The organism is Desulfobacterales bacterium (assembly GCA_021647905.1).
Lineage (GTDB): Bacteria > Desulfobacterota > Desulfobulbia > Desulfobulbales > BM004 > JAKITW01.
In genome coordinates, this window is sequence record JAKITW010000011.1 from 1 (window position 1) to 12,122 (window position 12,122).

The 12,122-nt window shown below is 59.0% G+C and carries 10 protein-coding genes and 1 pseudogene; 9 read left to right on the forward strand and 2 right to left on the reverse strand.

What is annotated here, in order from left to right; translation table 11 throughout:
- The 6 genes from L3J03_03210 to ybgF form a co-directional block, all read left to right on the forward strand.
- Positions 1–234, forward strand: a 234-nt coding sequence (locus L3J03_03210; protein MCF6289996.1) for a hypothetical protein, incomplete at its 5' end; no start/stop codon positions are given.
- A 116-nt stretch (positions 235–350) separates the two neighbouring features.
- The gene (gene tolQ, locus L3J03_03215) at positions 351–1,058 is read left to right on the forward strand and encodes a protein TolQ (protein ID MCF6289997.1); all 708 of its coding nucleotides are present in this window, start codon (positions 351–353) and stop codon (positions 1,056–1,058) included.
- A 13-nt stretch (positions 1,059–1,071) separates the two neighbouring features.
- Positions 1,072–1,500, forward strand: a complete 429-nt coding sequence (gene tolR, locus L3J03_03220) for a protein TolR (GenBank protein MCF6289998.1) — start codon at positions 1,072–1,074, stop codon at positions 1,498–1,500.
- Between the two features lie 51 nt (positions 1,501–1,551).
- On the forward strand, positions 1,552–2,472 hold the full coding sequence (locus tag L3J03_03225; GenBank protein MCF6289999.1) for a TonB C-terminal domain-containing protein: 921 nt from the start codon (positions 1,552–1,554) through the stop codon (positions 2,470–2,472).
- A 62-nt stretch (positions 2,473–2,534) separates the two neighbouring features.
- A complete protein-coding gene (gene tolB, locus L3J03_03230; GenBank protein ID MCF6290000.1) occupies positions 2,535–3,827 on the forward strand; it encodes a Tol-Pal system beta propeller repeat protein TolB in 1,293 nt (430 codons plus the stop codon).
- 166 nt (positions 3,828–3,993) lie between these two features.
- Entirely contained in the window at positions 3,994–5,037 is a 1,044-nt protein-coding gene (ybgF, locus tag L3J03_03235; GenBank protein ID MCF6290001.1) for a tol-pal system protein YbgF, read from the forward strand.
- 65 nt (positions 5,038–5,102) lie between these two features.
- Here ybgF and L3J03_03240 read toward each other — a convergent pair whose 3' ends face one another.
- Entirely contained in the window at positions 5,103–6,347 is a 1,245-nt protein-coding gene (locus L3J03_03240) for an AmpG family muropeptide MFS transporter (GenBank protein MCF6290002.1), read from the reverse strand.
- Between the two features lie 201 nt (positions 6,348–6,548).
- On the opposite strand from L3J03_03240, the gene L3J03_03245 reads away from it, so the two are divergent.
- The gene (locus L3J03_03245) at positions 6,549–7,364 is read left to right on the forward strand and encodes a TlyA family RNA methyltransferase (protein MCF6290003.1); all 816 of its coding nucleotides are present in this window, start codon (positions 6,549–6,551) and stop codon (positions 7,362–7,364) included.
- Positions 7,365–7,593: 229 nt separating this feature from the next.
- On the opposite strand, the pseudogene L3J03_03250 reads toward L3J03_03245, so the two are convergent.
- Positions 7,594–8,805: pseudogene (locus tag L3J03_03250) on the reverse strand (GAF domain-containing protein).
- 909 nt (positions 8,806–9,714) lie between these two features.
- Between L3J03_03250 and L3J03_03255 the strand changes: the two are divergent.
- Both L3J03_03255 and L3J03_03260 read left to right on the forward strand, forming a co-directional pair.
- Complete coding sequence (locus L3J03_03255) at positions 9,715–10,197, forward strand: SH3 domain-containing protein (GenBank protein ID MCF6290004.1); 483 nt, start codon at positions 9,715–9,717, stop codon at positions 10,195–10,197.
- A 225-nt stretch (positions 10,198–10,422) separates the two neighbouring features.
- Positions 10,423–12,093 carry a prephenate dehydrogenase/arogenate dehydrogenase family protein gene (locus L3J03_03260; protein MCF6290005.1) on the forward strand — a complete coding sequence of 557 codons (1,671 nt, stop codon included), beginning with the start codon at positions 10,423–10,425 and terminating at the stop codon, positions 12,091–12,093.
- The last annotated feature ends 29 nt before the right edge of the window (positions 12,094–12,122 follow it).

A 12,122-nucleotide genomic window follows, 5' to 3' on the forward strand; every position in this document is an offset into this window, starting at 1 on the left:
TACGGTAAACTCATGCCCGTAAGCGTTTACCAGTGGCTTAGATTCGTTCATTCGGGACTGCGAAGCATACTGGTGCTATTCGAGCAGGCCAGAATGGGCGAAGATGAGGTGCTGGTGAACGCTTACCCGTCGAGCGGGTTGTTGCGAGACCGACAATGTTTACCAACAACCAGATCCAGGGCTGCCGTTACTCCCTGTAAGTCCGGCGGAACGGACGCGGGCGAGCAATGTTGACATGCCGCTGAAAACCATATAAAAGTAATCCCTGTCCATCCACGCTCCCTCTTGGCCAACCAATGTTCCTGAAAAACAAGGTGGAATAATCAGTGTATAATTTCAATATATTGGCAATGATCTTCAGTGCCGGGCCAATGGTGAAGTTTGTCATGCTTCTCCTGCTCATCTTTTCCCTGCTCTCCTGGACCATCATCTTCATGAAGTACCGGCAGTTCAGGAACATCCAGGATGAATCCGTTGAGTTTCTCGACAGCTTCTGGAACAGCAAGAACCTGGCCGATGCCCAGGTCTCGGCCCGGGAGAACCCGGTCAGCCCCGAGGCCGCCCTGTTCAGCCACGGCTATGCCGAGTTGCAGAAGCTGGGCAAGAGCCGGGCCTCGATCCGTACCGGGGAAGAGACCCTGGAGATGCAACTGGCCACCATGGACAACCTGAAACGGGCCCTGCGCAAGGCCGAAAGCCGGGAACTGCAGCGGCTGGGCAAATCGCTGTCCTTCCTGGCCACCACCGGCAGCGCCACCCCTTTCATCGGCCTGTTCGGCACGGTATGGGGAATCATGAGTTCCTTCCATGAGATCGGCATGCGCGGCTCCGCCTCCCTGGCCGTGGTCGCCCCGGGTATCTCCGAGGCCCTGGTGGCCACGGCGGCCGGACTGGCCGTGGCCATCCCGGCGGTGATCTTCTACAATCATTTTTCAAACCGGGTGGAAGATTTTGAGGGCGACATGCAGAGTTTTGCCACTGATTTTCTCAACCTGGTGGAACGGGACCTCCTGGCCCGGGTGGCGGGCCGGGAAACCGCGGCTCCAACTGATCCGTAACCAGGGGAAGGTGATGGGAATGATAGGTCGGAAAAACCGTAGAGGTCTGGTGTCGGAGATCAACGTCACCCCGCTGGTGGACGTGATGCTGGTTTTGTTGATCATCTTCATGGTCACCGCGCCGATGATGACCCAGGGGGTGGACGTGGACCTGCCGGAGACCACGGCCAGACCACTCCGCCAGAAGGATGAGCTGGTAATCGTCACGGTGAACAAAAAGGGTGAAATCTTCATTAATAAAATCAAGTGCAGCCAGGCCCTGCTGAAACAGCAGCTCGTCTCCCTGGCCGGCAAGGACCGGGACAAACCGATATTTCTCAAGGCCGACAAAGAGGTGCCTTACGGAATTGTGGTATCGGTGATGGCGGATATCAAGGATGCCGGATTCGACAAGCTGGGGATGATCACTCAACCAAGGGACAAAACATACCCCATGCCCTGACCCCAGCCCGGGTATAAGAGTAGAGCTATAACGGCTTGTGCAAGAAAAATAATGATCGACCAATGGAAGACATCCCTGCCCCTGGCAATCGGCCTGCATTTTCTGATACTGGCCGCGGCAATGGTTCTTCCCTCTGTCCTTGAACGCCACCCTGTCCTGCCCGAGGTGTATACGGTTGACCTGTTCACCGTAACCGAACTTACTCCACCGGCCCCGGCCCCGGCCAGACCCGCTCCGGCCGGGCCCAAGGTTATCGAACCGCCGGCCGCGCCTGAAAAAATCCCGGTTAAAGCCCCGGCGTCACCGCCGGCGGCAACCCCGGTCTCCACTGCCCCGGCCCCGGCCAAGGCAATCTCCCTGGCCCCGCGCAGACAGAAAACCAAGATCCGCAAAAAAACCGCGCCAGCCGTGAACCGGGCAGTGGAACAAGGGAAACTGTCCAGGGCCCTTCAGAAACTGCAGACCAGGATCAACGAAAAAGAGGCCCAGAGGAAACTGGACCGTCTGGAACAGGAGGCAGTGGATAAAATCCGGGCCGCTTATGCCGGCGAGGCGGCCGTTGAGGCAACCGTCACCGCTCCTGTCGCGCCCACGGTCGATACCGGTTCAAAACACACCGAAACAAGGGCGACCACAGGGACCGATACAACTCCGGCCAACTCCGGGGGCGTCGTCACCAGTGACGCCATAACACAGTACAAGACAACCGTGGAAGGTAAAATAAAGGCCCATTGGAGCCTGCCGGATCTGCAGGACTGGGATAAATCCCTGAAGGCGATTCTGGTAATCACGGTTCGCCGGGACGGGGTGGTCACCAAGACCTTTTTTGACCAGAAATCAAAAAACGTCCAGTTCAACCAATCCGTGCTCAAGGCGGTGCGCGAGGCAGCGCCCCTGCCCCCCCTCCCTCCGGAACTTGAGGAAAACCAGCAAGATCTCGAACTGCGCTTCAGAATGGAGGAACTCCTGTGACAAGAAGCGGACATCCTCTCCATTATTGACAAGGACTTTTCAAGCTTCAGACACCCGTGACCATGAAAACAAAAACTTTCCTTCTACTCCCTGCCGTCTGGGTCATCACCTGCCTGCTCCTCAGCCTGGTGGCCCCGGCCCGGGCCGGGCGGATCATCCTGGACATCACCTCGCCTGATTTCCGTAAGATGCCGATGGCAATCCCCTCCCTGGTGAACAAGAGCCACCCGGACCGGGCCACCGAGACCGGCCGGGAAATGGCGGCCCTGCTGGTCAAGGGGCTCGAGTTCCACGGCTTTTTGAAGGCCATCCCGGCATCGTCCTACAACGACCGCCAGGATGCCCGCTGGCAGGACCTGGGCGTTGATTACGTGCTGCTCGGCCAGTACCGGATGGAGGGGACCAGGCTTGTCCTGGAGCTGCGGCTGCTCAATATCATTGAGGGCACCATGGTCTTTGGCAAGCGGTATACCGGAGAGATGAACCGCCAGGACGAGATGCTGCTCAAGTTCTGCGACGAGGTGATCAAGGAGTTGACCGGAGAACCGGGCATCAGCCGTTCCCGGATCGCCTTTGTTTCCGATGCCAGCGGCAAAAAAGAGATCTATGTTGCCGATGTCCTCGGGCTCAAGGTCCGCCAGATCACCCGCCACGGCACCCTGGCCATCTCGCCCAGGTTCTCGCCCAGCGGCCGTTACCTGGCCTATACCTCCTACCATCACGGCAACCCTGATCTTTATGTCACCGACCTCACCCAGGGCAGCACCACCCGGGCGATCTCAAGACGCAGGGGGCTCAACCTGGCCCCGGCCTGGTCACCGGACGGCCGGACCATGGTGATCACCCTGAGCAAGGACGGCAACCCGGACCTGTACCTGATGGATACCAGGGGCCATATCCTGCGCCGGTTGACCGTTAACGCCGGGATCAACGTCTCGCCGACCTGGTCCCCGGACGGCCGCAGGATCGCCTTTGTTTCCGACCGCAGCGGCCGGCCCCAGATCTACATCATGGACATGGTCACCTTCCAGGTCACCCGTCTCACCTATCAGGGCGAGGAGAATGCCGAGCCCAACTGGTCGCCCAAGGGGGACTACATCGCCTTTTCCGGCTATTACGAGGGCAACTACCATATTTTTATCATCAGGCCGGAAGGCGGGCCCGCGACCCGGTTGACCCGGTACTGGGGGGGGCATGAATCACCCTCCTGGTCACCGGACGGACGGCAGATCGCCTTTACCCGCCGCCGTAACGGCAAGGACGAGATCTGCGCGATCTTCAAAAACGGGGCCGGGCTGCGGCCCCTGTTCAAGCTAAAGGGGCAGCAGTCCTACCCCCAATGGTCACCCCGTTAATATCGCCACGGCTGAAGAGCTGCTTGCAATCGTGCCGGTTTCCTGGAATCATTGGGATGGTATCCGCTCGACCGGGCAGCCCGGCGATGGATCCCAGGCGGGAAATCAATCCCAACGACCGGATCCTTGACCACCAATTACTCTCTTGATGCATAACGAGGACACCATGAACAAACGGTTACGTAACGGTCTGCTGCTCCTGATCCTGACCCCCTTTCTCCAGCAATGCATTGCCACCACCCAGGACGTGCAGAACACCAACCTCCGGGTACGCTACGTGGACCAGGAGGTGAAACAGATCCGGGAGGGAATTCTCAGGGAGGTTCAGGCCCGGCAGGCCAAGGTTGACAACCGGCTCGACTCCCTTCATACCGATCTGCTCGGCCTGAAAGGCCAGATGGAGGAAAATGCCTACAACAACCGGCGGCTCCACGAGGAAAACAAGGAGATGCTGGCCGGCCTGCGCGACCAGGCGGCCCGCCAGGGCAGGAGCAGGGACCAGCGGCTGGCCCGGCTGGACAAGAAACTCAGCCGGCTGGACAAGCTGCTCGCCCGGCAGGATAGCCGGCTTGCCGGGCAGGATGATCGCCTGACCCGGATCGAGACCATGATCAGCCGGAACCAGGGCGAAATAGAGTCAATAAAAAAGGCCAGGGCCAGAGAAGCGGTGGAGCGGGCCATGGAAGCGGCCCGGGCCGTGGAAGAGGCCAGGAAGGCCAGGGAACTGGCCCGGGTTACGAAAACGAAAAAAGGCGTTCCAGAACTCATTCCGGACAAGCACAAGAAAAAGGTGAGCCCCGGCATTGGTGAAAAACCACCGGTAAAGAGTATCCAGGACCCTGGCCAGGGCCTGTATGACAAGGCCCTGGACCTGTTCCGGCAAAAAAAATACCAGGCCGCCCATGACGGGTTTGCCGCCTATCTGGATAAAAATCCGAACGGTAAACTGAAGGTCAACGCCCGGTTCTGGATGGGGGACAGCCTGTTTAACCAGCAGGAATACGAACTGGCCATCCTGGAGTACCAGAAGGTGATCAGTGACTTCCCCTACCATGCCAAGGCCCCGGCCGCCCTGTTGAAACAGGGGCTGGCCTTTGAGAAACTGGGCGACCGCGAAACAGCCAGGATCGTGCTGCGGAAGCTGGTGGCCGAGTATCCCAAGAGCGACCAGGCCGGGGTTGCCAGAAAACGGCTGCGGAAACTGAAATAAGGTCGGCCTCAGAGGGCTACGGGCACAGGGGTATAACTCGTTTTAAGGTCAGTGGCCGGGCGCCTTCAGGAAGAGACGTCCAGTTCTTCGTTGCTTGTTCCCAGGGGCGCTATCTTCAGCAGCAGCAGCATGCCCGGGATGGCGATAAGGGTGCAGGCCAGGTAAAAGCCGATCCATCCCAGGCCCTGGGCCAGATATCCGGTGATCGAGGCGGCAATGGTGCCCGGGACGGCCATCAGGCTGGTCAGCAGGGCATACTGGGTGGCGGTGAAACGCTTGTCGGTCTGGATCGCCATGTAACTGGCATAGGCTGCCTGTCCCAGGCCGGTGGCCAGGAATTCAAAGGCAACAACAGCGGTCAGCAGGGCCTGGTTCTTGCCAAAGATGACCAGCAGGGCAAAACCGGCGGTTGAAACGGCCTGGAGCAGTCCGAAAAGCCAGAGCGAGTTGGCGATCCCCAGCCTGATCATCAACACCCCTCCGAAAAAGGCGCCGCCGAACAGGGCCAGCATGCCGACCCCCTTGACGATCACGAAATATTCCTGCTTGGAGAAACCCATCTTCAGGATAAAGGGGATATTCATGGCCCCGGCCATGTTGTCGCCGATCTTGTACAGCAGGATAAACGACAGGACCCACCAGACCCCGCTTCTCTTGAAAAATTCGGCAAACGGTTCCACCACTGCCTGGCGCAGGGTGGGCGGTGCGGCAATGCCGGTATCCGGTTCAGGCACCAGCAGGGTGGTCAGGATCCCCACCCCCATCATCAGGCTGAGAATCACATGGACCGCCCCATAGCCGATACTGTCGGCCAGGAAAAAAGCAGTGCCGGTTGAGGCGAACATGCCGAAGCGCCAGGCGTTCATCCAGATGCCGGTGCCCACCCCCAGTTCCTCGTCGGTCAGGTACTCACGCCGGAAGGCGTCCAGCACGATATCCTGGGAGGCGCTGAACACCGCAATGGAGAAAGCGACCACCGCCATGGCGGTCAGGGACCGGGTGGGATCGAGCCGGCCCATGCCGAGGATAAGCAGCACCAGGCCGCACTGGGTAAGCAGCATCCAGCCGCGCCGCCGGCCGAGAAAAGGCGGGGTCGTGCCGTCCATCACCGGCGCCCAGACGAATTTCCAGGTATAGGGGATGGCCACCGCCGAGAACAGGCCGATGGTGCCCAGATCAATGTTGGCATCGGTCAGCCAGGCCTTGAGCACCTCCCGGATCACATAAAACGGGAATCCGGAGGAAAAGCCGAGGGTGAACATGGCCACCATTTTCCAGGAGAATATGGTCTTGAACACCTGCCGCGACATGGGTGAGCCGGTTTCCTTATCGGTTGAGAGATGCTGGCGTCGATCCGGCAAATTAGCAGGTTTAACTGAAAAACAAAAGCAAAGATTGTCGGTCTCGCAACAACCCGCTCGACGGACGTGATTCGTCTTGTAACTTGTTGATTTTATTGGGTGGCATTTGAAGCCTTTCGGGTTGTTACGAGTTCATCAAAGATTCACCCCATGAAAATCCGTCTCGATCAATTGCTGGTTATAAAAAAACTGGCCCCCACCCGGCAGAAGGCCCAGGCCATGATCGGGGCCGGCCAGGTGAGTGTCAACGGCCGGACCTCGGACAAGGCCGGCCGGCAGGTGAGCGAGGACAGCGCGATCAAGATCAGGCAACGGTTGCCCTATGTGAGCCGGGGCGGGTTGAAACTGGAAAAAGGACTCGCTGCTTTTGACATCAGGCCGGCCGGGTTTGTCTGCGTTGATATCGGCGCTTCCACCGGCGGATTCACCGACTGTCTGCTCCAGCACGGGGCGGAAAAGGTGTATGCGGTTGACGTGGGCTATGGGCAGTTGGCCTGGCAACTGCGGCAGGACCCCAGGGTGGTGGTCATGGAGCGGACCAATGCCCGCAACCTGGCCCCCGGGGATATCCCCGAGCCCATTGACCTGGCAGTGATCGATGCCGCCTTCATTTCCCTGAAACTGCTGCTCCCGCCCCTGCTTCCGCTGTTTCGCGACCAGGTCTCAATCCTGGCGCTGATCAAGCCCCAGTTCGAGGCGGGCCGGGGCAAGGTCGGCCGGGGCGGCGTGGTGCGGGACCCGGAACTGCACCAGGAGATTATCCGGGAGATACTCGCCTTTGGCCAGGGGCTGGGGCTCAACAGCCGGGGGGTGATCCCTTCGCCCCTTCTCGGCCCCAAGGGAAATCGGGAATTTCTGGTCCATTTTGTCTCGGTCCGGGCGATATCCCTCAGCCGTTCCCGCGCACGGAATAATGCGTCCCCTTCCACTCAAAGTCGTCCAGTTGATCCTCATCCAGATACCTGAGGGCATAATCCCTGATCAGGCCGGTCTCCACCACTAAATCGCAGAGATTCTCATCAAGATGTTTGTCCTTGACCATAAAGCCCAGGATCCGCATGGATTCGGAGAGCCGCTTGCCCTGCTTGTAGGGCCGGTCGGCCGCGGTAAGCGCCTCAAAGATATCCGCAACCGCTATAATCCTGCCCCTGATGTCGATATCGTCCTGTTCCAGGCCCCGGGGGTAGCCGCTGCCGTCAAGTTTCTCGTGGTGCATGCCGGCATAGAGCGGCACATGGCGCAATTTCCTGGGAAAGGGCAGACTCTCCAGCATCTTGATCGTGATGGTGACGTGATTGTTGATGATGTTCCGTTCCTTTTCAGTCAGGGTGCCGTGCCGGACCAGCAGGTTTTCCAACTCGTCACCAGTGAGCAGCGGCACCTTTTTCCCGGCCAGCCGGTAGGAGCGTTTCCCCAACTCGGCGAGCCTCTCGACACTCTCGTCACCGAGGAACTCAGCGCCGATGTTCACTGTTCTCAGAAATCGAAAATCCTCGGCCAGGGCTGCCGTCCGGGCGGCCAAATCATCCGGCGGCCGGGCAGCGGCCTCTTCCCCCAGGCGACTGCGCAGGAGACTGATCTCAACATCCCGTTCAAGGATTTCAAACTTGTGCCGGATAAGTTCGATACGGTCAAAGATTGTTTCAAGTTTGGCCGACTTATCCACCACATACTCCGGGGTGCTGATCTTGCCGACATCATGCATCCAGGCGGCCAATTTTATCTCCGCCATCTCGTCATCGCTGAAGCTGAGATCCTTATAGGTTCCGGAATCAGCCTGGTTGATCGCCGCGGCAATACTCTCGGTCAGGCCGGCCACCCGGAGAATATGGCCGGCGGTGTACGGTGATTTTTCGTCAATGGCCGAGGCAATGGACTTGACAAAGGCCTGCAACAGGTCTTCCAGGCCCTTGATCAGACGGACATTGGTGATGGCAATGGCGGCGGAGGAGGCCAGGCTGGTGATGCTTTCCTCGTCACGGGCGGCAAAGGAGACCACCTGGCCGGAGTGACGATCCCGGGCGTTGAGCAACTGCAGAACGCCGATCACCGCGTCCTCATGGTCGCGCATGGGGATGACCAGCATCGACTTGGACCGGTAGCCGGTGGTCTTGTCAAAATCCTTGGTTCCCTGAAAATCAAAGCCCTCGGCATCATAGACGTCCTTGATGTTGATCGCCTTGCCGTAGATGGCGCAGTAGGCCGAGACATTACGTTCGTTCCTGTTGCCGTTCCTGGTCACCAGCGGCACCGAGGGCCAGGTGATCCGTTCGCCGGTGCCGCCCATCCGCACATTAAGGGAGTCGTTCTGGACAATTGAAAAATCCAGGGCCTCTTCCAGTTCCCTTTTGATATACAGGGTGCCGCCGTCGGCATTGGTGAAACGGCGGGCCTCGCTGACGATCATCTCCAGGAGACGGTCGAGATTCTTTTCCGCGGACAGGGCCTGGCCGATCTTGACCAGTTCATGGATATGGACGACCTGGCCCTCGGTGAACGACTTGATATCCGCGACCACCCCGGCCAGGAGCGCGTCGAGCCCCTGGTCCCCGGCCCGGGGATAATCCGGGCCGCCCGGCCGGGTGCAAAACGAGTTGATCCTGGCCACCACCCCGGCCAGGAGGCCGTTGATCATCGGATCATCGCTGTATACCGGTTGGCCGGTCGATGCAGTGGTTTTACCGTCTGACATATCCATCTCTTCCCGTTGAGCTGGTTTATATGAAAATCGCCGTCAAACGCCGGCCTTGCCATGCCGGAGTGACGCCTTTGATTGTTTCGTTGTGGCCGGATGCCGTACTTGACCTGTCCGGCGGTTATGCCTTATTGGTAAGCGTTCACCAGCACCTCATCTTCGCCCATTCTGGCCTGCTCGAATAGCACCAGTATGCTTCGCAGTCCCGAATGAACGAATCTAAGCCACTGGTGAACGCTTACGGGCATGAGTTTACCGTAAATCCGTACCCCCGGTGAACGGTTACCCTTATTGTTCCCGCGGGCCGGGATCGAGGTTGAAGCGGAAAAACAAATCCCCGGCCGGCTTGGCCCAAATACCATTTCCGGGTTTGACTTGCCGCCTGGATAATGCTATTTTAGCCTCCGTTGACACAGGGATAATACACCATAAACCGAAAATATAAAATACCCTGGTCCGGTCAATCCCGTTCCCCGGCCCAGGGCCCTGATAGCTGCTCCCATGACCTGCCGCAGGCAGGACCCCGGCCGGCAACGATCGGTGAACGCGGAAAAATTACCGCGGATAACCAGGGCGGCGGCCTCCAACCCCGACAACCTCAGATTATCCAGGGAAAACACCATGAAGACACGTGGAATCCGGAAGCAAGGCGTTATCTTGTCAGCAATGCTCATCTCGTTTTTTCTTCTCTTCTCCGGGATGACCGTCCAGGCGGCCGAGTATGTCAGTATAAAAAAGGACGGGGTCAACATCCGCTCCGGACCCGGCACCAAGAACCCCGTGCTGTGGGAGGTGTTCCAGGGTTTTCCCCTAAAAGTGATGGCCAGGAAAAACGACTGGGTCCAGGTGATGGACTTTGAGGGCGACAAGGGCTGGATCTACGCCTCGCTGCTGACCAACCGGAAGACCGTGATCGTCAAGGTCGACACCGCGAACATGCGGAGCGGGCCGGGCACCAATTTCGAGATAATCGCCACGGCCAAGAAACAGGTGGTGTTTACGCCGGTTTCCCAGAAAGGGACCTGGATCAAGGTAAACTACAAGGACGAGATCAGCGGCTGGATGCATAATTCCCTGGTCTGGCCCGCCAATCCCTTAAATTAGCGTCCGTCCGGAACTGAGAACCTTGTTCAAGATCAAGGATCGCGGAGAAAACAAGCGCGGGCAGCTGGTCGATATCACTCCGGGATAATCGAAATCGTTCCCTTTGCGCATCCGAACCACAGGCAAACGCTCACGGGTTCAGGAACCTGTCTGTTTTCAAAGCACGCTTGTTGCCCAGACCTTTCCGGGCAAATGCTTTAAGCGTTTACACCAGAGGACACGGTCATGACCACCATAGCCACACTGGGCCCGGCGAATTCCAACTCCTGGCAGGCGGCAAGGCAGTATGCCCCGGACGCCGGGGTCGTTGCCCTGCCCAACCTGCCCGCGGTCCTTGACGCCTTTAACAACAACCAGGTCGATCTGGCCGTCCTGCCGGTCTATAACACCCGGGAAGGGGAGATAAAAAAATATCTCCAGGGGATGGAATCCCTGCGCCGGGGCCACTGGATCGACAACGTAATGCTGGCGATCAACCTGTCCCTGGCCGGACTTGACGGCCAGACCGGGCTGACCACCATCATCGGCCGTCGTTCGGATCTCCGCCAGGCAGAGGATTTCATTGTCCAGCGTTTTCCCGAGGCCACCCTGGTCCTGGTGGATGACCTTGGCCCGGCGATCCGGTCGATAAAGGAGGACGGCCAGCGTGACCACGGCATCATCGGCCCGGAAGAGATACTGCTCGCCGCTGATCTCGTCCTGCTGGAACGGGAGGTGGCGCCTTATAACCAGACCCGTTTCGCGGTGATCGGCCGGGAGCCGGCCCCGGTCAGCGGATATGATGCCACGGCGATGCTCACCGAACCGCTCAAGGACCGGGTCGGCCTGTTGTTCGACATGCTGGGCGAGTTCACCAAACGGGGAATCAACCTGATCGACCTGCGATCGGAAAACGATATCAAGTCGCAGAAACTGCAGATATACCTGGAGACCGAAGGCCACATCAAGGACAAGGCCCTTAAACAGGCGGTCCGCGAGATCGAGGAGGCCATTATCCAGGAACCGGGGTCGGTCAAGGTGTTGGGCAGTTTTCCCCGGGTGGACATGCGCAAAAAACAGATCCGCGCCTTTGGTTTCATCGGCACCGGCGCCATGAGCAGATGGTTTGCCGATAAACTGGGACATGAGGGATACCGGACCCTGCTTGCCGGACGACACACCGAGCCGACTCCGGTGGAGATGATCCCGGAGGTGGATGTGGTGGTGATCTGCGTGCCGATCAGCGCCACTCCCGGCACTGTCAGGCAGTACGGTCCGCTGCTCAGCGCCGGTCAGGCCCTGATCATTCTGGCCGGTGAGGCGGAGAATTCCCTGAACGCCGCCCTGGCCCACACCAGTCCCGAGGTGGAGGTGATGCTGGTCCACAATCTCTGGGGCCCCCAGGTCACCTCGATCAAGGACCGGAACGCCGCCGTGGTCCGGACCAGCCGGAGCGGGGTCCTTTGCAGCGAATTCGAGGCGTTCCTCTACAAACATGGGGCGGTGATCAATCAGGACACCCCCAACCAGCACGATCTGCTCATGGGGGTGGGTCAGAAACTGCCGACCACCATCTCGGTGGCCCTGGCCATGACCCTGGCCTTGAACCGGATTGCAACCAGCGATATCGGCACCCATTCCACCCTGACCTCGCTGTACGGGATTCTGGCCATGGCCCGGGTCCATACCCAGAACCCTCGAACCTACGCCGAAATAATGGCTGCCGGCGGAGACGGGCAGAAGATCGTCCGCAGCTTTGCCGAAAATCTGCTGCTGATAGTGGATCTGGCCGACCAGGGAAAGATTGATGAACTCTGTGAGCTGATCGACCGGAACAACCAGTATCTGACCCAGGATTTCCTGGCCCAACAGATGCGCCAGGCCCTGGCAGTGGACGAGGTGCTGACCAAAAGGTAGCACGGTCCCTGCATTGACTTTCAATGATT

Coding starts and splice junctions, on each gene's coding strand:
- tolQ (MCF6289997.1), top strand. CDS start 351: ATGATCTTCAGTGCCGGGCCAATGGTGAAGTTTGTCATGCTTCTCCTG.
- tolR (MCF6289998.1), top strand. CDS start 1,072: ATGGGAATGATAGGTCGGAAAAACCGTAGAGGTCTGGTGTCGGAGATC.
- L3J03_03225 (MCF6289999.1), top strand. CDS start 1,552: ATGATCGACCAATGGAAGACATCCCTGCCCCTGGCAATCGGCCTGCAT.
- tolB (MCF6290000.1), top strand. CDS start 2,535: ATGAAAACAAAAACTTTCCTTCTACTCCCTGCCGTCTGGGTCATCACC.
- ybgF (MCF6290001.1), top strand. CDS start 3,994: ATGAACAAACGGTTACGTAACGGTCTGCTGCTCCTGATCCTGACCCCC.
- L3J03_03240 (MCF6290002.1), bottom strand. CDS start 6,347: ATGTCGCGGCAGGTGTTCAAGACCATATTCTCCTGGAAAATGGTGGCC.
- L3J03_03245 (MCF6290003.1), top strand. CDS start 6,549: ATGAAAATCCGTCTCGATCAATTGCTGGTTATAAAAAAACTGGCCCCC.
- L3J03_03255 (MCF6290004.1), top strand. CDS start 9,715: ATGAAGACACGTGGAATCCGGAAGCAAGGCGTTATCTTGTCAGCAATG.
- L3J03_03260 (MCF6290005.1), top strand. CDS start 10,423: ATGACCACCATAGCCACACTGGGCCCGGCGAATTCCAACTCCTGGCAG.